At 66.2% G+C, this 26,143-nt stretch carries 16 protein-coding genes; 9 read left to right on the forward strand and 7 right to left on the reverse strand.

Annotation, left to right across the window (positions count from 1 at the left end; all coding sequences use genetic code 11):
- Window positions 1–70: 70 nt before the first annotated feature.
- Entirely contained in the window at window positions 71–2,407 is a 2,337-nt protein-coding gene (locus ACLIMP_RS20405; RefSeq protein WP_324699651.1) for a TonB-dependent receptor, read from the reverse strand.
- A 410-nt stretch (window positions 2,408–2,817) separates the two neighbouring features.
- Between ACLIMP_RS20405 and ACLIMP_RS20410 the strand changes: the two genes are divergently transcribed.
- Genes ACLIMP_RS20410 through ACLIMP_RS20420 form a run of 3 tightly spaced genes read left to right on the forward strand, consistent with a single transcriptional unit; the run spans window position 2,818 to window position 8,488 of the window.
- A complete protein-coding gene (locus ACLIMP_RS20410; RefSeq protein WP_324699652.1) occupies window positions 2,818–6,234 on the forward strand; it encodes a glycoside hydrolase family 2 protein in 3,417 nt (1,138 codons plus the stop codon).
- A gap of 2 nt (window positions 6,235–6,236) precedes the next feature.
- Window positions 6,237–7,031 (forward strand): GDSL-type esterase/lipase family protein, encoded by a 795-nt coding sequence (locus ACLIMP_RS20415; RefSeq protein WP_324699653.1) that lies wholly within the window; start codon window positions 6,237–6,239, stop codon window positions 7,029–7,031.
- Entirely contained in the window at window positions 7,028–8,488 is a 1,461-nt protein-coding gene (locus ACLIMP_RS20420; protein ID WP_324699654.1) for a carboxylesterase/lipase family protein, read from the forward strand. Before ACLIMP_RS20415 ends, ACLIMP_RS20420 begins: the two co-directional genes overlap by 4 nt.
- Before the next feature lie 6 nt (window positions 8,489–8,494).
- On the opposite strand, the gene ACLIMP_RS20425 is transcribed toward ACLIMP_RS20420, so the two are convergent.
- Window positions 8,495–9,415 (reverse strand): ROK family protein, encoded by a 921-nt coding sequence (locus tag ACLIMP_RS20425; RefSeq protein WP_324699655.1) that lies wholly within the window; start codon window positions 9,413–9,415, stop codon window positions 8,495–8,497.
- 148 nt (window positions 9,416–9,563) lie between these two features.
- Complete coding sequence (locus ACLIMP_RS20430; protein WP_132469550.1) at window positions 9,564–10,808, reverse strand: ROK family transcriptional regulator; 1,245 nt, start codon at window positions 10,806–10,808, stop codon at window positions 9,564–9,566.
- A 216-nt stretch (window positions 10,809–11,024) separates the two neighbouring features.
- On the opposite strand from ACLIMP_RS20430, the gene ACLIMP_RS20435 reads away from it, so the two are divergent.
- The 4 genes from ACLIMP_RS20435 to ACLIMP_RS20450 all read left to right on the forward strand — a co-directional run bounded on the left by ACLIMP_RS20435 (window position 11,025) and on the right by ACLIMP_RS20450 (window position 19,489).
- On the forward strand, window positions 11,025–14,129 hold the full coding sequence (locus ACLIMP_RS20435; RefSeq protein ID WP_324699656.1) for a TonB-dependent receptor: 3,105 nt from the start codon (window positions 11,025–11,027) through the stop codon (window positions 14,127–14,129).
- 105 nt (window positions 14,130–14,234) lie between these two features.
- The gene (locus ACLIMP_RS20440) at window positions 14,235–15,785 is read left to right on the forward strand and encodes a tryptophan halogenase family protein (RefSeq protein WP_324699657.1); all 1,551 of its coding nucleotides are present in this window, start codon (window positions 14,235–14,237) and stop codon (window positions 15,783–15,785) included.
- A 9-nt stretch (window positions 15,786–15,794) separates the two neighbouring features.
- On the forward strand, window positions 15,795–18,233 hold the full coding sequence (locus ACLIMP_RS20445) for a glycoside hydrolase family 3 protein (protein ID WP_324699658.1): 2,439 nt from the start codon (window positions 15,795–15,797) through the stop codon (window positions 18,231–18,233).
- A gap of 23 nt (window positions 18,234–18,256) precedes the next feature.
- Window positions 18,257–19,489: a glycoside hydrolase family 27 protein gene (locus ACLIMP_RS20450; RefSeq protein WP_324699659.1), complete on the forward strand. Its 1,233-nt coding sequence runs from the start codon at window positions 18,257–18,259 to the stop codon at window positions 19,487–19,489.
- Here ACLIMP_RS20450 and ACLIMP_RS20455 read toward each other — a convergent pair whose 3' ends face one another.
- The gene (locus tag ACLIMP_RS20455) at window positions 19,490–20,557 is read right to left on the reverse strand and encodes a Gfo/Idh/MocA family protein (RefSeq protein WP_324699660.1); all 1,068 of its coding nucleotides are present in this window, start codon (window positions 20,555–20,557) and stop codon (window positions 19,490–19,492) included. It abuts the gene before it with no gap.
- 104 nt (window positions 20,558–20,661) lie between these two features.
- On the reverse strand, window positions 20,662–21,696 hold the full coding sequence (locus ACLIMP_RS20460) for a DUF1838 family protein (protein ID WP_185999764.1): 1,035 nt from the start codon (window positions 21,694–21,696) through the stop codon (window positions 20,662–20,664).
- 191 nt (window positions 21,697–21,887) lie between these two features.
- Here ACLIMP_RS20460 and ACLIMP_RS20465 point away from each other — a divergent pair, with 191 nt between their 5' ends.
- A complete protein-coding gene (locus tag ACLIMP_RS20465; protein WP_324699661.1) occupies window positions 21,888–23,117 on the forward strand; it encodes a class I SAM-dependent methyltransferase in 1,230 nt (409 codons plus the stop codon).
- 11 nt (window positions 23,118–23,128) lie between these two features.
- On the forward strand, window positions 23,129–23,497 hold the full coding sequence (locus tag ACLIMP_RS20470; protein ID WP_443478178.1) for a hypothetical protein: 369 nt from the start codon (window positions 23,129–23,131) through the stop codon (window positions 23,495–23,497).
- Window positions 23,498–23,570: 73 nt separating this feature from the next.
- Here the strand turns inward: ACLIMP_RS20470 and ACLIMP_RS20475 are convergent, their stop codons facing one another.
- Together ACLIMP_RS20475 and ACLIMP_RS20480 are read right to left on the reverse strand one after the other, a co-directional pair.
- Entirely contained in the window at window positions 23,571–24,632 is a 1,062-nt protein-coding gene (locus tag ACLIMP_RS20475) for an LLM class flavin-dependent oxidoreductase (RefSeq protein WP_443478179.1), read from the reverse strand.
- A gap of 30 nt (window positions 24,633–24,662) precedes the next feature.
- The gene (locus ACLIMP_RS20480; protein WP_443478180.1) at window positions 24,663–26,126 is read right to left on the reverse strand and encodes an MFS transporter; all 1,464 of its coding nucleotides are present in this window, start codon (window positions 26,124–26,126) and stop codon (window positions 24,663–24,665) included.
- Between the last annotated feature and the right edge of the window lie 17 nt (window positions 26,127–26,143).

Raw genomic sequence — 26,143 nt, forward strand, 5'->3', positions numbered from 1 at the left:
CCGCCAGACTTGACATATCCGGACAGAAAACCGGCATCGCCCCGGCGTCTCGCCGGGGCGGGACCGGACCTCAGCGGAACTTCGCTCCGAACTGTATCCCGTAAGTCACCGGCGCATTCCATACCGAGCCGGTGCCAAGCGTATTGAACAGCACCTGCGTGCGATAGCGGCGGCCCGTCACGTTATCGCCGTAGATCGCCACGGTGTAGCGGTCGGAGGGATCGGTCCATTCCGCGCGCAGGGCGAGCACTTCGTAGCCCTTCTGCTTGAACTGCTGTTCGGGGTCGAAGTAGAAGCTCGAGGTGTAGTAGAGGTTGCCCGACAGCATGAGCCTGCCGCCGCCGAGATCGAGACCGTAGCTGGCGCCGATATTGCCGGTGAATTCGGGCGCGCGCTGCATCTTGTAGCCGGAGGCATCGGTCGTCGTCTGGGTAAGCGCGCCGGGGCCTATACCGCCCAACGCCGTGGGAATGCAGGCGATCGGGTTCGTCAGATCCGCAACGGTCGGGTCGCAGTAACTGTAGTACGGGGCGTTCGGGAACGACTTGTAGCGCGCATGGGTCCAGGCAGCGCCGCCCAGCAGGCTGAAATCGTTCGTCACCTTGTAGCGGAGCTGGGCTTCGAGTCCGTAGATTTCCGAGGATGCGGCATTGCGGATCTGCGCCGCGCCGCTCTGGAAGCTGGAAACCTGGAGGTTCTTGTAGTCGTAGTAGAACCCGGCAAGGTCGGCCTGGAGGCGGCGGTCGTCGTACTTGAAGCCCACTTCGAAGGCGTTGATCTTCTCCGGCTTCACCGGCTGCTGCGAATAGCCGCCCACGTTGAGGATGCCGGCCTTGTAGCCGCGCGTGAACGAGGCATAGACGCTCGATTCCTCGCTCGGCTTGTAGCGCACCACCACGCGCGGCGTGAAGCTGTCGTTCTTGAGCGTGTTGACCGGGATGCGCACGCCCGCTCCCCCGGAATAGGGCACGACTTCGCCGTTGGGGCCGATATAGGACGTGGTGGTCGCGTTGGTGACGAAGTAGCCGTCATCGACGATATCGTGGCTGTAGCGACCGCCGAGCGTGAAGAAGAGGCTGTCGCTGACCGCATAAGTGGCATCGAGGAAGGCGGCGTAGGACTTCGTATTGGTGTTCGAACCGCCGAACTGGCCGTAAGGCGAACCGCCGAAGCTTGCCCCGATGTCCCAGGTATCGCGGATCTGGAAGTAATTGAGCCCCGCAGTCCACTGAAGCGGCGACCCCGGCTTGGAATTGAACAGGAATTCCTGGCTCCAGGTCTCGTCATTGACGCCGACGTAGATGTTGAAGAACGGCAGCCCGGTGGCGTCGAGATCGCCGTAATAGGGCGACAGGTCCTTGCGATACTGGGTGTAGGAGGTGAAGTCCGCCACGCCGAGGTCAGCCTTTATCGTGGCCTGGAGCGCGTCTGAATTGGTGCGGAAGCTGACCGGCGTGTTCAGCAGGACATCGCCCGGCTTGGTCGCATAAGTGGAGCTGGGCGCGTAGAGATAGACCAGCGGCAGGCCCTTCGAGCTCGAAGTCCCGTAGAACGCCTGCCCGGCGGAGGAAATCTTGTCGAAGAAGCCCGCGCCGCCCGACTTGTCGACATAGGCATTGACGAGCTGGGTCGTGGGATCGTCGGTCTCCGCATGGATCCAGCGCAGCAGCAGCGAGACGTCGTCGGTGATATCGGCCTTCAGGCCGACCCGGATCGACCAGTTTTCATACCTGCCGATGTTGTCGTCATCGTTGGACAGATCGGTGAAGTAGCCGTCTCCGCGCCGGTAGAGACCCTCCACGTCGAGCGCCACGCGGTCGCTGATGCCGAAGGTGGCATAGGCCTGCGCCTTCACGGCGTTGAAGCGGCCATAGCTGACCTTGGCCTGGGCGCTGGTTTCGGTGCTGGGTTCGGCCGTGGAGACGATGATCGCGCCGCCGGTGGTGTTGCGTCCGAACAGGGTGCCCTGCGGCCCCTTCAGCACTTCGATGCCGCGCACGTTCAGCAGATCGAAGTCCGACATGTAGGTATTGGCCTGGAAGAAGCCGTCGACATAGATGCCGACATTGGGGCCGCCGCCGGAGGTGGTGATGGCGGTGCCGACGCCGCGAATGGTCGGCTGGACGGCGGGGCCCTGACTGTCGAAGCGCAGGCCCGGCGTCACCCTTGCGGTATCGGAAAGCTGGTTGACGTTGGCGGTGGCGAGCTGCTCCTGCCCGAGCGAGGTCACGCTGATCGGCACATCGCGCGATTGTTCGGCGCGGCGCTGCGCGGTGACGATGATCTCGGTGCCGGTGGGCGTTTCGGCGGCGGGCTGCTGCTGGGCCAGAGCCATGCCGGGCACACCTGCAGCGGCGGCCGCAAGCGCGAGCATGGAAACCGATCGCGCGGAAATCGAGCGCACCATTCAAAAACCTCCCCTGTATGCGCTGCCGTCCGTATGTTCGCGGCTTCGCGCATCTGAACCGAGGAAGAAGCCCCGGCCCCCGGCGAACCGCCGCAAGAACGGACCTGAGCCGACCTCTTCCTCAACCTGATGGTAATGCCCTCTGCCGGGCGCCGTAGCTTGACGAATTCGGACAAACTGGAATGCGCACCGCCGGTTTCGCCATGGCGATAACGGCTCGGCGGTGCGGATTGCCGGGGCATGTTGCTTTCATGTCGCGCATCCGCCTTGACCGATCCCGACGAAGTTGCGCGAAGTCCAAGCCTTCCTCACGCCCGACTAAATCGATCCGATTATGCAAAAACATTTTCTTTTTGCGACGGGACGTGCTTTTTTGACAGTCAAAGCCAAGAGGCACTGAAGGGATGGGGATGATGAAGGGAATGAAGATTTCCGCGCGCGCGGTTCTGGCAACTGCCTGTGCGATGCCGCTTCTTGTCCTGGCCAATTCGGTCTTCGCGCAGGGCGCCGGGCCGGTCGATCTGGAAGTGATTCCCGCCGCGCCCACCTGGTCCAGCGATGTCGCGCCCGGATCGTCCTGGACGCTGAGCTTCTGGGCCGCCCTTGCCAGCAATTCGCACGGACAGCTCGTCGCCCTGGCCGACCCGGCAGGAACCCCGATCGTGTCGATCGCGCTCGACGGCGCAAGGCCCGTGCTCTCGGCCGGGGAAGACAGCGCCTCCGGCCCGGTGCTGCGCGATGCGGCAGGCTGGCACCATTTCGCGCTGGTCGCCACCGACAAGGGCGAGCGGCTCTATATCGACGGCCGGCCGGCAGCGGCGCTGGCCCGCCCTCTCGCATCACCGCCCGCCAGACTGCTGGTAGCGCCATCCGCCAACCCTTCGGGCAGCGTGGCGGGCCGCATCGCCGGGTTGAAGCTGGAGGCCGGCGCGGCGGCAGAGGCCGACTTGCGCAAGGCCGCCGCGCAGGCGCCCGATCCCGCGCTGATCCAGTTTACCGAGACCAGCGCCCGCTGGCCGCTTCAGGTGCGCCAGATGCAGGGCCAGCTCACGCCCCAGCCTCCCGCCACCCTGCCCCGCAGTGCTACCGCGCCGGACAAGCCGGTCGCCAAGCCGGTGCCGCAAGTCCCCGCCCTGGCGCCGCAGGGCGATGCGCGGTGGACCTTGCAGAAGTGGACGCTGGCCGAGGCGCCGGCCGTTTCCGGCGATGCCGCTGCCATCTCCCGCCCCGGCTTCACGACCGGGAAGTGGTACGCGGCCACCGTTCCCGGCACCGTGCTCACCACCCTTGTCGACCGGGGCGTCTATCCCGACCCCGCGCACGGGCTGAACAACCTCGTCATTCCCGAAAAGCTGGCGCGGCAGGACTACTGGTATCGCACCGAGTTCGATCTTCCCGCAGAAGCTTCCGGCAAGCGGCTGGAATTGCTGCTGAACGGGGTGAACTTCAGTTCGCAGGTCTGGGTAAACGGCACCGAGGTCGGCACCACCAGAGGGGCCTTCGTGCGCGGCCGCTTCGATGTCTCGCCCTACCTGAAGCCCGGCCGCAACGCCGTGGCCATCCGCGTTTCGCCGCCGCCGCATCCGGGCCGCGCCCATGAGGAATCGCTGACGGCAGGCGTTGGCGAGAACGGCGGGGCGATGATGCTCGACGGGCCGACCTTCGGCGCCTCCGAAGGCTGGGACTGGATCCCCACCATCCGCGACCGCCAGACGGGGCTCTGGCAGGACGTGCAGCTCCTCGCCTCGGGCGATGTGCGGATCGGCGATCCGCAAGTCGTCACCACCCTGCCCAATCCCGACAATTCCGTGGCCAATGTCGAGATCACGGTTCCGGTCTCCAACCTGTCGGACCAGCCCCGCACCGCAACCGTGCGCGCCGCTTTCGACGACGTGACCGTGGAGCGATCGATCACCGTTCCGGCGCGCCAGTCCGCCTCGGTGCGCTTCTCGCCCGAGACCGACGCCGTGCTGGCGGTGCGCAATCCCCGGCTCTGGTGGCCCAACGGATACGGCGACCCGGCGCTGCACACGCTTCACCTGACCGCCTCGGTCGATGGCGGCAAGTCCGATGCGAAGGATCTGCGCTTCGGCATGCGGCAGGTCACTTACGAACTCTCGCTGGTGGACGGCGAAGGCAATCTCGACCGGGTCGCCATCGACTTCGAGAAGGCGCGGGCGCTCGGCCAGCAGATCGTGGACGAACGGCACGAGGCGATCCGGCAGGTGCGCGGCGGCTGGGCCTATTCCTTCGCGCCCGGCGCCGAGAACTCCCCCGCCGTCACCCCGATCCGGGGCGACGAGGGCCTTTCGCCGTTCCTCGTCCTGCGCGTCAACGGCGTGCGGATCGCCGCGCGCGGCGGCTCGATCGGCATGGACGACTTCATGAAGCGCGTGGACCGCGAGCGGCTGGAGCCCTTCTTCAAGCTGCACAAGAACGCCCACGTCAACGTCATCCGCAACTGGGTGGGCCAGAATACGCAGGCCAGCTTCTTCGATCTCGCCGATGAATACGGCCTCATGGTCATGAGCGATTTCTGGGAATCGACGCAGGACTACAATATCGAGGCCGAGGACGCGGACCTGTTCCTCGGCAATGCCAGGGACGTGGTCCAGCGGTTCCGCAACCATCCCTCGATCGTGCTGTGGTTCGGCCGCAACGAAGGCGTGCCGCAACCGATCCTCAACGAAGGGCTGGACACGCTGCTCCGCAAGGAAGACGGCACGCGCCTTTACATGACCTCGTCCAATCGCATCAGCCTGCACGATTCCGGCCCCTACAACTGGCGCGCGCCGGAGAAGTACTTCACCGAATACTCGAAGGGCTTCGCGGTCGAGGTGGGCACGCCGTCCTTCCCGACACTGGAATCGTGGGAGCGCGCGATCCCGGCGAGCGAGCGCTGGCCGATCAGCGATACCTGGGCCTATCACGACTGGCACCAGACCGGGAACGGCGCGGTCAAGACCTTCACCGATGCCATGGACCGCGAATTCGGCAAGCCGACCAGCCTGCCCGATTTCGAGCGCAAGGCGCAGATGCTGGAATACGAAAGCTACCGTGCGATCTTCGAGGGCATGAACGCCGGCCTCTGGACCGAGAATTCGGGCCGCATGCTCTGGATGACCCAGCCCGCCTGGCCGAGTTCGGCGTGGCAGATCCTATCCTCCGACTATGACACCCACGGCGCGTTCTACGGGATGAAGAAGGCCTCCGAGCCGGTCCACGTCCAGATGAACCTGCCGGACCACAAGGTGATCGTGGTCAACAACCGCATGGCCGCGCTTTCCGGCGTGACCGTGCGGGCCAGGGTGCAGGCGCTCGACGGCCGCCAGCTTGCGGCGCAGGAGACGAAACTCGATCTCACCGCCGGCAAGGTGGGCGAGGCCTTCACGCTCGACCTTGCGCCGCTCATGGCCTCGGGTCCGGTTCTGGTGCGACTGGAGGCGGTCGACACATCGGGAACCCGGCTTTCCGACAACTTCTACTGGCAGGCGGCGAGCGACGAAGCGCTTCAGGCGCTCAGCGCCATGGCGCAGGTGCCCCTCACCGCAAGCGCAAGGGCGGCGCAGGACGGCGACGAGACGAGGATCGAGGTCACCTTGACCAACCCCGGCACGACAGCCGCGATCCAGACCAAGCTGACCCTGTTCGATGCCAAGGGAAAACAGGTGCTTCCGGCCTATTTCTCGGACAACTACGTCTCGCTTCTGCCGGGAGAGACCCGTAACGTGACGATCACCGCGCCCACCGCTGCCGCCGGCAATTCACCTTCGGTCAAGCTGCGCGGCTGGAACGTCGAACCCCGGACCATCGCCACAGGAAAATGACCTTGCGCCTGAAAATTCTGCCTGCTTTCGCCCTTCCCTCCCTTGCCCTGTCCTCCCTGGCTCTTTCCGCGCCGGTTCTTGCCCAGACGGCTCCGACCGCGCCCGCTGCGCCCAATGCGGCGCAGGCGGCGGACCTGCGCCTGCGAACTGACTGGGCCTGGACGACGCGCTACCGGGACGCCAATCTGGCGGATGCGGCCACTGCTGCCCGCCCCCGCATCGTGCTGATGGGCGATTCCATCACGCAGGGCTGGTACGATCTCGATCGCCCCTTCTTCACGCCGGGCCGGATCGGACGCGGCATCGGCGGGCAGACGACCTCGCAGATGCTGCTGCGCTTCCGGCAGGACGTGATCGATCTCAAGCCGCAGGTCGTGCAGATCATGGCCGGAACCAACGACATCGCCGGTAATACCGGGCCGATGACCGACGAGCAGATCCAGGGCAACTTCCGCTCGATGGTGGAACTGGCCCAGGCGCACGGCATCCGCGTGGTGATCGCCTCGATTCCCCCGGCCGACCTGTTCCCCTGGCGCCCCGGCCTCGACACGGGATCGCGCATCCAGCGCATCAATGCCTGGCTCAAGAGCTATGCCGTAAAGACCGGCGCGGTCTATGCCGATTACTGGACGGCGATGAAGGGCACCGGCCTCGGCGCGCGCGAGGGGCTCACCTCCGACCATGTCCACCCGACGCCCGCCGGATATGAAGTGATGAACAAGGTTGCCGAGGCAGCATTCAAACAGGCCCTCGCCCTGCCCGCGACAAGGCCGCTGGCCGCCGCCCGCGTGCCATGATCGGCGCTCTGGCGGCGCTCGTCCTGACTGCGGCGGGGACGAGCGCCGCCGCGCCCGTGGTGGAGACCGATGCCGGCGCGATCCGGGGCGAGACCGCCGAAGACGGGCGCAGCCTGTTTCGCGGCATTCCCTTTGCCGCGCCGCCCATCGGCGACTTGCGCTGGCAGCCCCCGCAACCCGCCATGCCGTGGCAGGGCCTGCGCGAAGCCACGCGCTCAGCCCCGGCCTGCATGCAGGTGGATTACGGCTGGAACCATGAAGCGGCGGCGAACCAGTCGGAGGATTGCCTCTATCTGGAAGTCGGCACGCCATCGTTGCGGCCTGAGAAGCCGCTGCCGGTCATGGTCTGGATCCACGGCGGCGGCAATCGCGGCGGCGGCGGTGCGGGCACGATCTCCTCGCCGATCGTCAGGCGCGGCATCGTGCTGGTCAGCGTGCAGTACCGGCTCTCCGCGCTCGGCTTCCTGTCCCACCCGGCGCTCGGCGCACATTCGGGCAATTACGGGTTGATGGACCAGCAAGCCGCCCTGCGCTGGGTCCAAGCCAATATCGCCCGCTTCGGCGGCGATCCGGCGAATGTGACGATCTTCGGCGAATCCGCAGGGGCTCAGGACGTCGGGCTGCAAATGCTCTCGCCCGGCGCCCGGGGGCTGTTCGCCAAGGCCATCGCCGAAAGCGGAACTCCCGGCTTCGGCCTGCCGCCCCGGAGCCTGACCGAAAACGAAACACTCGGCGAGCATATCGCCGTGGCCGCCGGGGCCCCGCCCCATGCCTCGGCACGGCAGCTTCGCGCCGTCCCGGCAGCGGCGCTCATCGCCGCCAGCGAGGCGGCGGACGTTCCCGCGCTGGATGATGACAGCTTCATCTGGCTTCAGGCCGTGGTCGACGGAGTGGTGCTGACGGAAACCCCGGCAGCATCGCTGGCACGCGGGACCGGCAACGACATTCCGCTGATATTGGGCAACAACTTCCACGAACTCGGCCTTCACGGCACGCCGCAGCGGGCCATCGCGCAGGGGTTCGGAACGAATGCGCCCAGCGCGCTGAAGGCATATGGCCTGACGCGCGCTGGCACGCCGCCCGCCGATCTCGAATTACGGCTGGCGAACGACCTGACATTCCGCTGCCCCGCCCTGCATGTCGCGGCGGCCCGCGCGCATGGCGGCGGGCGCACCTGGCATTACCAGTTCAGCATCGACGGCCCCGGAGAAGCCCCGGTCACCCACGGTTCGGAAATTCGCTACGTCCTCGGCGCCGCAGGGAGCGCGGAAGGCGCGCTCGCCCCGCTCGCCGCTTACTGGACCGCGTTTGCAGCCACGGGCGATCCCAATGCCGCCGGGCTGCCCGCATGGCCCCGTTTCGGTGCGGACGCCGCCACGCTGGAATTCACCGCGAACGGCGCACGGCTGGTGCCCCGCCTTTCCGGCGAGGTCTGCGCGCTGCGCAGCGCACCCTGATCGGGGTCAGGCGGCAGGAACCGCCTCGTCCAAGTCCCAGAGCAGCGCCGCGCCGCGCACGCCCGAACTGTCGCCCCAGCGCGCCCGCACCACTTCGCCGGTCCACGCGCCGGAGAAAGTCCGCGCCCGCACGGCCTGCGCCAATCCCTCGTAGATCGGCTCGACATTCGACATGCCGCCGCCCAGCACGATGGCGTCTGGATCCAGCAGGTTGGCAACCACCGCGAGGCCGCGCGCCAGACGGTCGCGGTAGCGCTCCAGCGCCTCGCGTCCATGCGCATCCCCGGCCTCGGCGGCGGCAACGATGGCCGGCGCATCGAGATCGCGTCCGGTCGCGCCTTCGAACGAGCGGCGGAACCCCGTTCCCGAAACCCAGGATTCGAAGCATCCGCGCAGCCCGCACCAGCAAGGCGGCGCGGGAAGCTCGTCGGGCTGCGGATCGGGAAGCGGCATATGCCCGAGTTCCCCGGTCAGTCCATGCGCGCCGCCCACGACGTGATGGTCCAGCACGAAGCCGCCGCCGCAGCCGGTGCCGATGATGAGCCCGAAGACCGACGCCTTGCCCGCCGCCGCACCGTCGATGGCTTCCGACAGGGCGAAGCAGTTGGCGTCATTCGCAAGACGGACCTGCCGGCCCAGCGCCGCTTCGAGATCGCGCTGGAACGGGCGTCCGTTGAGATAGGCCGAATTGGCATTGCGCATGAGGCCGGTGCCTCGCGCCGCCGACCCCGGCGTGCCGATCCCGATCGTGCCGCGCATCCCAAGCTCGCCTTCGACCGCCGCCACAAGTTCGCAGAGCGTCGCCAGCGCGCCGTCATAGGAGCCGGGCGTCGGCGTCCGGCGGCGGTGCAGAACCGAGCCGTCGGCAGCCAGCGCCGCCGCCTCGATCTTGGTGCCGCCGAAATCGATTCCAATCCGCATGGTCATGCGGCTGCTCGCCGCATCGGCGCGAAACCCGCCATAGCCCTCTCCGGTAAAACTGCGCCTTCGCCAGGCAAATCCATACACGCCCGCGACGCTTCAAATGTTCAAGCGCACTTTGGCACGTTCACCGAATAAGACAATTTCTTTTTTTTTAGATCGGGTCCGAGCGACCGGCCTGCATGAGGATGGCATCTGAGGGCAGGAGCTGGTCAAGGAACGGCAGGATAGCCGCGCCGATGGCCGGTGCTTCCGCCGCCATCTGCGCCGGATGGACCGGCACGCGATTGGGCATGGAAACCTGCGCGAGGGCGGCGTCGAGCCGGGCGCTCAACCGTTCGATCAGCGGCACCGGAAGCCGGCCGCCGATCACGATGGCGTCGGGATCGAGCAGGCACGACACTGCCACCAGCGGCCCGGTCAGCGCGCGGGTGGCGTCGGCGATCCACTGGTCCATCGTGGTCGCCATCACCGGATCCAGGGCGAGCAGGTCCTCCAGCGCATCGAGCCTGCGCCCGGCCTGCAACAGCCGCTCCTCGATCGCCGAAAGCGAAACGGTGTCCTGCACCACCGCCCCCGGCTCGGCCGCGCCGACATCCGGCATGAGCCCGATTTCGCCGCTCCGCATCCGCGCGCCGCGATAATAGCTGCCGTCGATCACCGGCCCGCCGCCAAGACCCGCGCTGATCAGCAGGTAGAAGAAGCTCGGCCTTTCCTGCCCGATCACGCCTTGCGCCTCGCCAAGAGCGGCCGCTGCTGCGTCATTGTCGACATGGACGGGCCAGGGCAGGATTTCCTTGAGGAGGCTGGGGAAATCGACTTCCGACCAGCTGCCGTATCCTTCCGGCTTGTGCGGCAAGGCGATCCCGCCGAGATCGTCGGGCCGGGCAAGACCGATCCCCAGCACCCGTTCCCGGTCGACTCCGCCCGCCGCCAGCAGGCCGTCGATTTCCTCGGCAACGATAGCCAGCACGTCGGACGGCAGCGCGAAGCGGACTTCGCGGGTGACGCGACTGCGCACTTCGCCGGCAAGGTCGAGCGCGACGAGAGTGATGTGATCGCGGTCCACGTTGAGGCCGATGGCGAAGGCCCCGTCCGGGTTGATCGCAAGGCGCAGGGCCGGCTGCCCCCGGCCGCCATGCTTGCGGCCGAGGTGGGCGATCAGGCCCATCTCGTCGAGCCGGGAGGTGATGTTGGCGATGGTGGGCGCGGTCAGGCCGGTTTGCCGGGCCAGTTCGATACGCGTGGTTTCGCCGCTGAGCCGGATGGCCTGGAGCACGATGCGCTGGTTGTAATCGCTCGCCCGCGCCAGGTTGGTGCCGGACAGCGAGATGGCGAGCCGCTTGCCACGGGCTTCCGCCGAATCAGGTGATGCGACGATGCGATCCTCTCTTTTCATGGCTCAGACGATTACATCCGGATTGCTCGCCGAACTAACAAAAAAGAAAAAATTTAAGTTGACGCTCTTCCCTATTGGGCAGATGTGTATCGCAACGCGAGTCACCAAGAATACTCGCACCCGGAGAGGATAAGCGGCAGTACGACCGCGGGTCGACGCCCCTCTCCGAAAAGAATGAGGCACGCATCGCGCGTGAGTGGAGAGGAGTTGAGGGGAATGAAGCAGCATAGTTGCGTGCGTCGTGGCGTCCTGTTGGCGGCCACGTCTATCGTTGCACTGGGTTCGTCGCATGGCGCCTGGGCCGAGGAAATCGCGCCGGTCCTGACCGGAACCGCCACGCGCCTTGCCGTGGCGGAACAGGCCGAAGGCGGCGGTACCGCCGCTCCGACGGCCGATCCCAGCGCCGAGGAAATCATCGTCACCGGCATCCGCGCCTCCCAGGAACGCGCCGTCAACATCAAGCGCAATGCGACTTCCGTGGTCGATTCCATTTCTGCCGAGGACATCGGCAAGCTGCCCGACGTCACCATCTCGGACTCCCTCCAGCGCATTCCGGGCGTGCAGATCCTGCGCAGCGCGGGCGAAGGTTCGACCATCAATATCCGCGGCCTGCCGCAAGTTACCACGCTGCTCAACGGCGAAGCCTATCTCGGCGCGCAGTCGATCACCACGATCCAGCCGAACTTCAACGATATCCCCTCGCAGCTCTTCGCAGGCGCCGACGTCATCAAGTCGGCCACCGCGGATTCGCTGAACGCCGGCATCACCGGCACCGTCAACTTGCGCACCCGCCGTCCCTTCGACCTGAAGGAAGGCGTGACCGTCGCCGTCGCGGCGGAAGGGGCCTACGGCGACAAGACCAAGCACAAGTTCGACCCGAACTTCAACGGCCTGCTTTCCTGGCACAACGACCGCTTCGGCTTCATGGTCTCCGCCGCCTATTCCGACGTGCGCCTGTCGAATTCGCACAACGGCATCCAGGAAGGCTACGGCGCCGCCCTGCATAACGAAGGCACGCTGGACGCCACCTCCACCAACGGCTTCTCGCCCGCCAACCGCCCGCGTGGCACGGCGGTAGCCGGCGGCGTGGACGTCAACGACAACGGCAATTCCAACGATGCCTTCATCGTTCCGCAGGGCTTCACCGGCTGGAACAAGATCAACCAGCGCCAGCGCCTCGGCATCAACGGCTCGGCGCAGTGGATGATCAACGACGCCCTCACCCTGACCGGCGACGCTTTCTTCACCCGCCAGAACGAGCATGACCGCACCGCCGGTTTCCAGATGCAAAACGTGAACTGGCAGGCGGCGGAATTCGTCCCCGGCCAGTCACGCGATACGGGCGCAACTTATGTCGGCGGTGACGGGCGCACCTACAACATCAATACCACCCAGGTTTACAACTACGATCTCGGCAACTTCGATTCCTACGCTCAGACCGATCGCTACAAGTCGCAGTCGCAGAACTACAACGTCGAGCTGAAATTCGACAATGGCGGTCCGTTCAAGGGAAGCCTGCGCGGCATCTATGGCAAGGCGCACCAGTACTACGACCAGAGCTACCTCCAGTTCAGCATGTCCGACGGCCGGCAATGGCAGCCGGGCGGCATCGGCCACTATCCCGACGGCGACCGCGTGTTCAACGAGAACGGCTACACCGTCAACACGATTGCCGGGCTGAACTCGCTTCCCGCCGTAGTGGACTTCACCGGCAACAAGCCGGTCTTCACCTTGCCCTCCCAGCTCCTGAGCGAACTGGGCGACATCAGCAACTATGCGCTCAAGACGATGTCGTCGGAAGGCAACTATCGCCGCAAGGGCGACCTCAAGGTCCTGCGTGCGGATGGCTCCTACGAAGCCTCGCCGGACCTCACGGTGAGCTTCGGCGGCCGCTATTCCGAACGCTCCATCAATGACTACGAGTTCGACCGCGCTGCGCCGCTCTATGCTGGCATGGCGAGCGATCCGAACGGCTGCCTCGTGAAGTGGAAGGCGTTCGACGTTCCCATGAGCGACAGCTCGTGCAGCGCCGGCGACGCTTCCGGCTTCTACACCGCCGGTCTCACCCGCCTCGCCAACGATCCAACCCTTGGCGGCCGGGTCAAGCTGTTCAACCCCGGCGTTGCCGGTGTGCCTGCCATGTACGTGCTCGATCCCAAGGCGATGGATAACGCCCTGGCCTTCCAGAACGAGTTCTACCCCGGCAACGTCGAGGTCATGAACCCGGGCGCCTCGTTCAAGGTCGGCGTCAAGCAGATTTCGGGCTATGTCCAGACGGACTTCCATGGCGACCTGTTCGGCGTGCCCTTCTCGGGTAACGGGGGCGTGAAGGTCATCAACACCAAGCTCGACATCACCCAGTACATCACCGGAGGCCCGCAGCCTTACGGGCTCGCCAACGAACTGGGCGGTTCGGTCAACACCAAGCGTGATTTCACCGACATCCTGCCCGCGTTCAACGTGGCCTTCGACCTGGCGCAGAACCTGAAGTTCCGCTTCGCCTTCTCGAAGACGATGACCCTGCTCGACCTCAACCAGTGGGGCGGCGGCCTGAACCCGACTTACGCGATCGACACCAGCATTCCCGGAACCCCTGTCTTCCGCGTCACGGGCGGCAGCCAGAACGGCAACCCGAACCTCGATCCCTGGCGCGCCACCAATGTCGAGGCATCGCTGGAATACTACCTCGGCCGGGGAAGCCTGCTGAGCCTGGGCGCTTTCCACATCGCGGTGGACAGCTTCATCCAGAGCGGCAACGAGATCCGGACCGACCTGCCCGACAACGACGGCGTGGTGCGCAACCGCACGGTCTCGATCAGCACCCCGGTGCAGGGTTCGGGCGGCTCGCTGAAGGGGGTCGAGGCCGGTGCGAAACTCTCGTTCACCGATCTCGGCTTCATGCCGGGCTTCCTGGAAAACTTCGGCATCGACACGAACTTCACCTTCTCGCCCTCCAGCACCGGCGACAAGGATCTGGCGGGGCGCAAGATTCCCTTCCAGGACAACTCGAAGATCCAGACCAACGCGGCCGTGTTCTACCAGGACTCGCACTTCCAGGCCCGCGTGGCGTGGAACTTCCGTTCCAAGCGCGCGGTACAGTCCAACTTCGGCGGCATTGCCGGTCTGGAACTCTACCAGGCGCCCACCAACTACGTCGACGCCTCGATCAGCTACGACGTGACGCCGAACATCACGATCTACGGGCAGGGTTCCAACCTCACGGGCGAGTACGAGAAGTACTACCTCACCTGGAAGGACCAGAAGGCCTACAACAACATCTTCGAACGCCGCTTCACCATGGGTGCGCGCGTCAAGTTCTGACCTCCCCCCTTTCTCCCCCGCCCACCTCCTCCGGGCGGGGGGGATCCTTTTTCCATCGCGACCGGCTAGGTTCACGACCTGGACAGGTCTTCGGGGGGCCAGACAATGGCGAAGAATGCGATCCGTTCCATCCTGATCGTCGGCGGCGGCACCGCCGGCTGGATGACTGCAAACCTGCTGGCAACGCGCCTGCGCCGCCTGCCGATCGAGATTACTCTCGTCGAAAGCCCCGACATCCGCACCGTCGGCGTGGGCGAGGCGACGGTTCCCGCCATTCGGGATTACTTCAAGGCCATCGGCGTCACCGAATTCGAAGTGATGCGGGCCACGCAGGGCACCGTGAAGCTCGGCATCGAATTCCAGGACTGGGCACGGCCCGGGGAACGCTTTTTCCATCCCTTCGGCCGCTACGGCGTGGACGCCTTCGCGGTGCCGTTCCACCAGTTCTGGCTCAAGCGCCGCATGGCGGGAGACGAGACCCCCCTCTCGGCCTATTGCCTGGCGACCGAGGCGGCATCGCGCGGTCTCGTGCTGCTGCCGCCCGACCAGCCCGCCAACGACCTCGGCGTGTTCGACTGGGCGATCCATTTCGACGCGGGCCTCTTCGCGCGGTTTCTTTCCCAGCGCGCCCGGGACGATCTGGGCGTGCGCCATGTCGAAGGCACCATCGCCGGCGTGAACCGCGATGGAGAGACCGGACGCATCGCCTCCGTCACGCTCGAAGGAGGGGCCGAACTGGCGGCCGATCTCTTCGTGGACTGTTCGGGCTTCCGCAGCCTCCTGCTGGGACAGGCGCTGGACGTGCCTTACGAGGACTGGACGCACCTGCTCCCCTGCGACCGCGCGGTTGCCGTGCCCTGCACGCATGGCGAGGAGATGGCCCCCTTCACCCGGAGCACCGCGCTTTCCGCCGGGTGGCAGTGGCGCATCCCGCTCCAGCACCGCGTCGGCAACGGCTACGTCTATTCGAGCCGCCACATTTCCGACGACGAGGCCACCGCCACGCTGCTCTCGCGGCTCGAAGGCGAGACGCTGGCCGAACCCAACATGCTGCGCTTCAGGACCGGGCACCGGCAGCGCCTGTGGGAGAAGAACTGCGTGGCGGTGGGCCTGGCCGCGGGCTTCCTCGAACCGCTGGAATCGACCTCGATCACCCTCATCCAGAGCGCCGTCGAACGCCTGCTCGACCACTTCCCCGACCGTGACTTCGATCCCTCGCTGGCGGATGAATTCAACCGCATCACCCGGCTGGAATATGCGCGGATCAGGGACTTCCTGCTGCTCCACTACTGGGCGAACCGCCGCGAGGGCGAAGCGATGTGGGACGAATGCCGCGCGCTGGAACTGCCCGAGACGCTGGCCGCACGCATCCGTGCCTTCACGGGCGGCGGCAAGCTGCCGCGTTTCGAGTGGGACTCCTTCCAGTCGCCGAGCTGGCTTTCGATGTATGCCGGTTTCGACATCTGGCCGCCCCGCCACGATCCGCTGGCGGACCAGTTGACGGTGGAGGAACTGGGCGCTTCGTTCGCCAAGATGCGTGAGGCCATCGGGCGCGCCGCAGCGCTGGCAGTGCCGCATGCCCGCTTCATCGCCGAAAACTGCGCCGCCCCTGCCGCGCCTCATGATCATGGGCGCGTGCCCGCCCATTCAGCCTAGGAACGCCCGATGCGCCGTACGCTCGCCACTCTGCTTGCCCTTTCCGGAAGCGTACTGCCGCTGGCAAGCGCTCTTGCCGAGGACACCGGCCCCGCCGCCACCGCGCATGCCGAACTCTGGCCCAAGGCGCAGAGCGTCGGCCTTGTCGATCCGGAAACGGAGGCGAAGATCACCCGGCTGATGGCGCAGATGTCGGTGCGGGAGAAGGTCGGGCAGATGATCCAGCCCAGCATCGCCGCGATGAAGCCGGAGGAACTGCGCGAATATCCGGTGGGCTCGATCCTGGGCGGCGGCAACGATCCGCCGCTTTCGGGCAACGACCGGGGCCCGGCCAGCGACTGGATCGCCACCGCCGAAGCCTTCCGCCAGATCTCGATCGAAAAGCGCCCCGGCCATGTGCCGATCCCGGTGATCTTCGGCATGGATTCGGTCCACGGCAACTCGAACGTGTTCGGCGCCACGATCTTCCCGCACAATGTCGGCCTTGGCGCGATGCGCGATCCCGAACTGATGGAGAAGATCGGTCAGGTGACGGCTGCCGAAAGCGCCGCCTCCGGCTTCGACTGGGCCTTCGGTCCCACCGTCACCGTGCCGCAGGACGATCGCTGGGGCCGCGCCTACGAAGGCTATTCCGAGCGCCCCGAGATCACCCGCGAATACTCCGCCGCCATGGTGCGCGGGCTGCAGGGTACGCCCGGCAAGAGCCGCATCCAGAACGGCAATGTCGCCGCATCGATCAAGCACTTCCTGGCTGACGGCGGCACGCACGGCGGCATCGATCAGGGCGACGCGCAAGTCCCCGAGAAAGACCTGATCGAGATCCACTCGCCGGGTTACGTCAGCGGCATCGATGCCGGGGCGATGACCGTGATGGCCAGCTTCTCCTCGTGGAACGGGGTCAAGAACCACGGCAACAAGACGCTGCTGACCGATGTCCTCAAGGGCCGCCTCGGCTTCGAGGGCTTCACCGTGGGCGACTGGAACGCGCATGGCCAGATCCCCGGCTGCACCAACGGCAATTGCGCGGCAACCTTCAATGCCGGTCTCGACATGGCGATGGTGCCCAGCGACTGGAAGGACCTGTTCAACAACACGCTGAAGCAGGTTCAGGACGGCACCATCCCGATGGCGCGGGTGGACGATGCGGTGCGCCGCATCCTGCGCGTGAAGTTCAAGCTGGGCCTGTTCGATCCCGCCCGCCCCTACGAACACCGCACCGAGCTCGGCACGCCGGAGCACCGCGCGGTAGCGCGTCAGGCGGCGGCGGAATCGCTGGTGCTGCTCAAGAACAACGGCGCGCTGCTGCCGATCAGGCCGGGCCAGAAGGTGCTCGTCACCGGCACCCATGCCGACGATATCGGCATGCAGACCGGCGGCTGGACGATGTCGTGGCAGGGCACCGGCAACACCAATGCCGACTTCCCCGGCGCCACCTCGATCTGGGGCGGCCTCAAGACCGCGATCGAGGCGGCGGGCGGCACCGCCACGCTGAGTGCCGACGGCAAGGTCACGGGGCCGCAGCCCGATGTCGCCGTCGTCGTCTTCGGCGAGACGCCTTATGCCGAAATGGTCGGCGATATCTCCACGCTGGAATTCCAGCCGGGCGACAAGCAGGCGCTGGCACAGTTGAAAGCGCTGAAGGCGCAGGGGATTCCGGTCGTCTCGGTGTTCATCTCGGGCCGCGCGCTCTGGGTGAACCCGGAGATCAACCAGTCCGACGCTTTCGTTGCCGCCTTCCTGCCGGGTTCCGAGGGCGAGGGCCTGGCCGACGTGCTGGTCGCCAGGAAGGACGGCACGCCGAACAAGGACTTCCGCGGCAAGCTCAGCTATTCCTGGCCGAAGAACGCAGGCCAGTTCCTCAACAACGTGGGCCAGCCGGGCTACGATCCGCAGTTCGCCTATGGCTACGGCCTGACCTACAAGGACAAAAGCGCGGTTCCGCAGCTGAGCGAAGTGGCCGGGCTCGATGCCTCGCTTTCCAACGTCTCGGTCTACTACCTGCCAGGCAAGGTGCTGGCGCCGTGGAAGCTCGCAACAGGCGGCGCGGTCGCGGTGAGGAATGTCGACGGCGGCGGCACGCAGGAAGGCGCGCGCCAGCTCACCTTCACCGGCCCCGGCGAAGTGCGCATCGAAGGACCGACGGTCGATCTGAACCGCCAGAGCAACGCGATGCTCAGCTTGCGCATCGATTACCGCATCGATGCCAAGGGAACCGTCGCGCCGAAGCTGGGCTTGGGCGAGACGCTCCTCGACGGCGCACAGGTCTTCACCGCCGCGCCGGGCCAGTGGGCCAGCGTCAAGGTCTCGCTCTCCTGCTTCGCCAAGGCCGGGGCGGACATGACGAAGATTTCACGTCCCTTCGTGCTGCAAGGCAATGCGGGCCAGACGATCGCCATTTCCACCGTCAAGCTCGACGCCGATCCCACCGGCGCGATCTGCCCGAACTGAGCTTTAAAGAGAGAATGCTCCCCATGTCGCGACTTGCGAAATTCGCCGCACTCGCCCTGAGCCTTGCCCCTGTGGCCCTCACCAATCCGGCGCTGGCGGAGGAAGTGGACCAGAACCGCCTGCCGCCCTCGCAGGACCCGGCACGCATGGCCAACGGCCTTGCACAGACGCCGCCGATGGGCTGGAACAGCTGGAACAAGTTCGCCTGCAACATCTCGGAAAAGACCATCCGCGACACGGCGGACGCGCTGGTCGCCACCGGGATGAAGGATGCGGGCTACAATTACCTCGTGATCGACGATTGCTGGCATGGCGAGCGCGATGCCAAGGGCTTCATCACCGCCAATGCCAAGGCCTTCCCCTCGGGCATCAAGGCCACGGCCGACTACGTCCATTCGAAGGGCCTCAAGTTCGGCATCTATTCGGACGCCGGCACCAAGACCTGCGGCGGACGGCCCGGAAGTCAGGGCCACGAGTATCAGGACGCGATCACTTATGCCTCGTGGGGCGTGGACTATCTCAAGTACGACTGGTGCAGCACCGGCAGCCGCAATGCGGAAGAAGCCTATGCGCTGATGTCGGATGCGCTGCGCTCCACGGGGCGCGACGTGCTGCTCTCGCTCTGCGAATGGGGCACCAACCGCCCATGGCTCTGGGCCTCGAAGATCGGCAACATGTGGCGCACCACCGCCGATATCACTGACAAATGGTCGGGCAAGCACGGCTATGCGCTGGGCATGCTCGATATCGTCGATCTCAACGAGCCGCTCTGGGCTTATGCCGCGCCGGGACACTGGAACGACCCGGACATGCTGGAAGTCGGCAACGGCGGCATGACCACCACCGAATACCGCAGCCACTTCTCGCTCTGGTCGATGATGGCCTCGCCGCTGATCGCGGGCAACGACGTGGCGAACATGAGCGCCGATACCAGAGCGATCCTGCTCAACAAGGACGTGATCGCGGTCGATCAGGACAAGCTGGGCCGTCAGGGCCGCCGGATTGCGAAGGACGGAAACGGCGAAGTCTGGGTCCGCACGCTGGCGGACGGCAAGCGCGCCGCGCTGCTGTTCAACCGGGGCGAGACGCCGGTGAAGGTGACGGTGAACTGGGCGCAGCTGGACTATCCGGCCGGCCATTCGCTCAGGCTGCGTGACCTTTGGGCGCACCGCGATCTGGGCGCGATGAAGGGCAGCTTCTCGGCGCAGGTCCAGCCGCATGACGTGGTGATGGTCACGCTCACGCCGGAAAGCTGATCACTCCGCCAGAAGCGGAGGGTCGATGGCATCGGCCGCCGAATTGGCGCGGGCCGATGCCTTCACCCGGTCTATCAGGGTGATGAGGCGGGCGGCATCGTCGCCGGTCGGGCAGCGATGGGGCTCTCCGCGCAGGGCCTGCACGAATTCGCGGAGCTGATCGGTGAAGTAGTGATCAAGCCGCCGCCCGCCCATCGCGCGCGGATTGGCCAGCACGCCCTCCGGCGGAGTGACCAGCACTTCGCCGTTCCAGCGCAATATCTCGCCGTGCTCGATCTCCAGCACGCCGTGCTCGAAGTGCAGCACCTTGCGGTCCAGCACCGAGGGCTGGTTGTACGAGATGTGGACGCTGGCCATGCGGCGGCCGGGATAGGCGAGCAGGATCATCGCCTCATCCTCGCCCTGCCAGCCGGACTGGTGGCGCGCAGCTTCGGCATGGACGCGAACGGGATCGTCATCCCCCATGACCAGTTGCACGAAATCCAGCGCATGAGGCGCGAAGAGCGAAAGGATCAGCCCCTCCTCCGGGCTGCGCTCGGCCCACCACGGGGCCTGCGGACCGTCCCATTTCACGCAGGTCGAAACCTCCAGCGTGCGCAGGCGGCCGAACTGCGCCGACCTTTCCGCGCTGGCGCCCGAGAGGATGTCCGCCATGCAGCGCACCGCGGCGTTGTGCCGGAAGGTATGCCCCGCCGCCAGCACCAGCCCCCGCGCCTGCGCCTCGCGCGCCAGCATCGCGGCATCGGCCCCGGTCTCCGCCACCGGCTTCTCCACCAGCACATGCCGCCCTGCCCGCAGCGCCGCCAGCGACTGTTCGGCATGAAGCGCGTTGGGCGTGGCGATCAGCACCGCCTCCACCTCCGCCAGCGCCAGCGCCTCCTCCAGCGAGGTCAGCGCCCGGGCACCGAACGGCGCAGCGGCGGCCTGCGCCGCGGCCCGATCGGCATCGACCGCGGCGACCAGCCTGACATGGCCGGGCAGCGATGCGGCGGCGGCGAAATGCGCGCCGGAGATGCGGCCGCAGCCGATGATGGCGAGACCGGTCGGCGGTCTTGTCTGGTCGGTCATCGTCGCGGGGCTCCGGTCGGGAAAAGCAAATCCGCACCGAAGGATGGGTCGACAGGCCGACCCACCCCTCGGTGCCGTTCAGGCAGCTTTAGGTGCCGCTCGGTCTACTCCGGCTTGTGCAGCAGCGCCTGCGGCGCGGCGGGCGGCTTGGGCGGTGTCCAACCCGCCGGAACCGGGGCAGGCTTCTGTTCGCGGGCATAGTTCTCAAGGCTCGAAAGCGACGGGCCATAGTCCTCCGTCGGCGCGTGCAGCCACTTTTCGCCATAACCGCGCGCCGCCGCCACGAGATCCGCCGGAAGGCCCTTTTCGCCGTCCTCGATCGTCTGGAAATGGGTGAAGTAGTTCACATGGCCTTCGGCCTGCCCCATCAGCATCCACGGCAACCACGGCGTGATCCGGCTCCAGGCGCCGATATGCGGGATATGCGTAAGGCGCGGATTCTCAACGTCCTCGCGCTTCACCGTATAGATGAAGTGCTCCGAAACGCGGTTCATGGGGCCGGCGGATTCGCGCACCCACTTCGCCGGGTCCAGTGCGTTGGGATACTGCATGTCGATGTCGGTACGCAGGATCAGCGTGCCGTTGGGACCTTCCTCCCAATCCTGAAGGAAGGGCTTGCGCGGCGGCTTGTCCTTGTTGAGACCGCCGTAGGACGGGGGTTCGGGCGCCCACTGGCTGATCGTGAAGTTGAACGGATCGTTGGCGATCGGCACGACCTTCACGGTCTCGCCGGTGTAGGGATTCTGCCAGTTTTCCAGTATCTTACCGGTTTCGAGATCCCGATAGAACACGATCTCGCGCAGCATCCGGCGATAGGAACCGTCCTCCAGCCGCTTGGTCCGCACGAAGCTGAAGCCCTCCACGCCGAACAGCGGACGAACCGGCTCGTTCGGCCGCACGCCATAGGCCTTGCCCTTCAGCCAGCCGCACTTTTCCTTGGCAGGATCGATATCGGCATCGATACGGACGTAGACGTCGCGGTTCCACTCCGGGTCCTTGAAATCGATCCTGGTCTTGAAGGCAGGCGTTGCCTTGCTGGGCCCGGTGGCGGCCTGCGCCAGCGACGGTGCTGCCGCAAGTCCTGCTGCAACTCCTGCGAATCCGAGGCTTTCGCGGCGGGAGAACTTCATTTCGTCCATTCGATGATCCCCTGTTGGGTCCGGCATCCGTTCGAACCGGTTGATCGGTTTTTTGCGCTTTCGAAAGCGCGCGGCATCGCGATAGGGTGCGGTGATCGCCAAGCGGATAGCCGGCGGCGGCGGGGCTGCCCCGAACCGCGCATCGCCGCAGAACCGTAACCGCGCACAGGATCAAGCGGAGTCGCAGCAGAATGCTCAACACCTTCCAGCAATCGCCCCACGCAGCCCTGCCGAAAGCGAATGCCGACGAGGCCTCGCGCCAGGAATTCGCCAAGAGCTTCAAGGGCTTCATCCAGTCCGGCCTGTTGCCCGGCCTCGGCCCGGTCTACCAGACCCGCGTCTCCCAGTCGTTCGAGAAACAGCACGGCCGCGCCCCGGTGGACCGCCGCGACATCCGCACGGGCATGGTGGGCGATCTCTACTTCCAGCACTATGCCGCCGCGAACCGGATCGCGCAGGAACTGCTGTGGGAATCGGTGAACGGCTCGGTGGACCGCCAGCTTCCCGAGCTGCTGGGAAAGGCGAAGGAACTGTCCGCCTCCACCCCGGCAAAGCTGCAGATTCCCGAAGATTTCGTCCCGCCGCGCTATGTCACCGCGCTCGACATCCACTGCATGCCCGGCGGCTATTGCTCGGAAGTCTGCGCGCAGGACATTTCGGTGGGCGCGCTCTACGACCGGGGCGTCTACCTCTATGCGATGGGCTATACCGGCCCCGACAATGACGACATGGGCCGCTCGGTGGTGAACTACCTCAAGCGCAATCGGCCTGATTTCAAGCCCCGCCGCATCCTCGACATGGGCTGCACGGTCGGCCACTCGACCCTGCCCTACAAGGAACTGTTCCCCGAAGCCGAAGTCTGGGGCATCGACGTGGGCGCGCCGGTGGTGCGCTATGCCCATGCCCGCGCCGCCGCGATGGGACAGGAGGTCAACTTCGCGCAGATGAGCGCCGAGCAGACCACCTTCCCCGACGGTCACTTCGACCTCGTCGTCAGCCATATCCTCCTGCATGAAACCAGCGGCAAGGCCATGCCCAAGATCTTCGAGGAAGCACACCGCGTGCTCGCGCCCGGCGGGTTGATGATCCACGCAGACCTTCCTCCCTTCGATCTCATGGACCCGTTCACCCAGTTCATCCTCGATAACGAGACCTGGTACAATAACGAGCCGTTCTGGGGCGCCATGCGCGACATGGACCAGATCGCGCTGGCCGAAAAGGCCGGGTTCGACCGCGCAGACGTGCGTTTCGATACCGCGCCGATGGCCGTGATGGAATTCGCCGCCGCCGCCGAGGGTTACAGCCAGGAAGCCTCCGAGCATGTTGCCGAGCGTGACTTCACCGCCGGCGAATTCGCGCCCGGCGGTGGCTGGGAAGTTCTCATTGCCCGCAAGCCCGAAGAAAAGGCCCTCGCCGCGTGAACGACATGACCATGACTGAAGAAACCACCGGCGAACGCCCGCACGTCATCCGCCACGCCAGGGGCAAGCGCCCGCAGTTCTACGACACGCCCGGCCTCGATGCCGCCATGTCGATGATAATGGTGCTGGCCAACGAGATGTGCGTCCTGCGCGACCGGCTGGATTCCGCCGAGCGCGTCGCCAAAGCCTCGGGGCTCGACCTCGCCGCCGGGATCGAGACGCTCCAGTTCGACCAGGACGCCCTGGAAGAGCGCGAGCAGCGCCGCCAGGATTTCCTCCAGCGGCTGTTCTATCTCCAGCTCAAGGATGCCGACGAAGCGGCCAAGGCCCAGACCGAGGCCGCCTACAACCAGACCATTGCCGATATCGCGCAGCAGTAGAGCTGCTGCCGGGACAAGGAAAAAGCCGCCGATGCCGGACGCATCGGCGGCTTTTTCGTGCCTCCCGTCTGCCTCAATCCGCCAGTCGCCGCAGTTCCGGACCGATCTCGGTGCCGATCCGGTGCGTGTCCGCCAGCCAGTCGAACCCGGTGACGAGGAAATTGTCGATCCCCGCCTCGCGGTAGCGCATCAGGGCCTGCACCAGGGTTCCGGGCGATCCGACAAGGCACATCACCTGAAGGCGGCCTTGCGTCGCCTTGGTGAGCCCGGTCCACAGGCATGGGTCCAATGCGGCATCGTCCGCCTCCACCGCGCGCTCCGCCGCATCCTGTGCCGCCCGGCCAAGATCGCGTCCCAGTGCCCCGAACGCGGCCTGCCGCGCCTCGACACCGCGCAGGAGGTCGCGGGCGCGATCCCATGCCGCCTCGTCGCTGTCCGCCACCACCAGGCGCATCGACATCGAGAAACGCGGATCGCGGCCATGGACCCCCGCCTCCCGCCTCACCTTGCCGACCAGTTCGGCCACTTGCGCAGCGCTGCCCGGCCCGAGCGCGTAGACATCCGCCAGTTCGGCGCCGTAGCGCAGGCCCAGTTCCGACGTCCCGGCCCAGAACACCGGCACGCTGCCGTTCACCGGACGCACTTCGCTGCCAGCCTGCTCGAACTGGTACCAGTCTCCCTCATGGTCGAAGGGGTGCTCTCCGGCCCACATCCGGCGCATGACCTGCACATATTCGCGGCTGCGGTTATAGCGCTCCTGCTTGGAGTGGTAATCGCCGTCACAGCGGGTTTCGATGTCGGAAAAGGCAGTGATGATGTGGACGCCCGCTCTGCCGCCGGAGAACTGATCGAGCGTCGCGAAGGCGCGCGCGGCCATGGTCGGGGCGATGAAACCGGGACGATGCGCAACCATCAGCTTGAGGCGGCTGGTCACCGCCGCCACCCATGTCGCGGTGACGAGGCTGTCGGCAGACTTCGCGTTCTGGCCGATCAGTACCCGGTCGTAGCCCGCCTGCTCATAGGCGCGCGCACATTCGGCGACGAAGGCGGGATCGTAAAGGGCAGGTTCGACGCTCGCCTCGGAACCCCGGTAGGGCGAGACGAGGCCGACGAGCTCGATGGGTTTGCGTGACATGGCATGATTTCCCGGAATGGAGCCTGAGGGTCAGGCCTTCGCGTCCTGCCCGTTCTCCAGCGCCTGAAGCTGCGCGGGATCGAGCCGATAGAAACACAAGGCGACGATGGCACAGAGCATGGCCGCGGCGGGGATCGCGGATTCGCAGAGCATGATCGCCAGGATCGCCCGCTCGCCCTGCACGGCCGCCTGTCCGCTGGCCGAAGGAACGTAGCCCATCGCGCCCAGGAACACCCCCATCGCCGCCAGCGCCGCGGCGGAGGAGAGCTTGTCGAACAGCGTGGTGAAGCCGGCAAAAGCGCCCTCCCGGCGCTCGCCGCTCTGCACATAGTCATAGCGCACGGCGTCGGACAGCAAGGCATAGGCGCACAGGATCATGCCCCCGCCCGCAAAGCCGCTTGCCAGACCGCGCAGAGAAACCAGCACCATGCTCTCGCCCGGCGCGGCGGCAAGCCAGCTCAGTTGCACCAGTCCGAACAGCGCCAGCGAGGCCATATAGCAGGCCTTCTTGCCGACCCGGCCCGAAAGCCAGACCCACACCGTCATGCCCAGCACCATCATCACGGTCGCCATCATGAAGTAAGTGCCCAGCACCTCGTCGCCCAGCCCGAGAACGACACGCGTGAAATAGGCAAGCGCAGCCGATCCGATCGCGGTGCCGAACAGCAGGAAGACATGGGCGATGGCGAGAATCCGGAAAGGTCGGTTATCCCAGGCTAGCCGGACCTGCCGCCCCAGCGCGACCAGCGGATTGCGGCGCACGATGGCGGTGGAGGCGCGCGGCTGCGTGCGCGGAGCGTCGCGCAGCAGGCGCACCGCCAGCACGGTGGCCAGCAGGACCACGAGACCCACGACCATCGCCAGCAGGAGATGCCCGCCGCGCGTCGGCCCGGTCAGGCCGAGCAGCCAGGCGGGAAGCGTCGATCCGATCAGGGTGCCGATGGCATTGCCGTAAGTGCGCCAGGCCATGAGCCGGGTACGTTCGTGCGGATCGGAGGAGCTTTCCACCACCATCGCGAAGCCCGGGATCGTCAGCAGGGTATAGCCGGTGGCGTGGATCGCCAGAGCCAGCGTGACGAAGACTTGCGCCAGCACGATAGAGCCCATGTCCGGCGCCCCGAACAGCAGCGCGAGGCCCAGCGGCATGGCGATGCCACCCGCGAAGAGGAACGGCAGGCGGCGCCCCCAGGGCGTCACCGCGCGGTCGCTCCAGGCGCCGACCGCCGGATCGAGGAAACCGTCGTAGATCTTGACCAGCGCGAAGATCAGGCCCGCCGCCCCTGCCGAGATGGCAAGGCTGTCAGTCATGAAGCGCAGGCCCAGCACGGTGACGACATTCTGCCCCGCGGCATGTGCCAGCGGGATCATGAGCGAGCCGAACCGGATACGCCATGTCCTGGAACCGGATGGCTTGGAACCGGCAGGCGGAGCGATGGTCTGCGGTATATCGATGGCGCGCGGAATCGTTCCCGCGCCGGTTAGTTCGCTGGTCAAGCCTGCTGCCCTCCTGC

This window comes from Novosphingobium aeonii (assembly GCF_052279045.1).
Taxonomy (GTDB): Bacteria; Pseudomonadota; Alphaproteobacteria; order Sphingomonadales; family Sphingomonadaceae; genus Novosphingobium.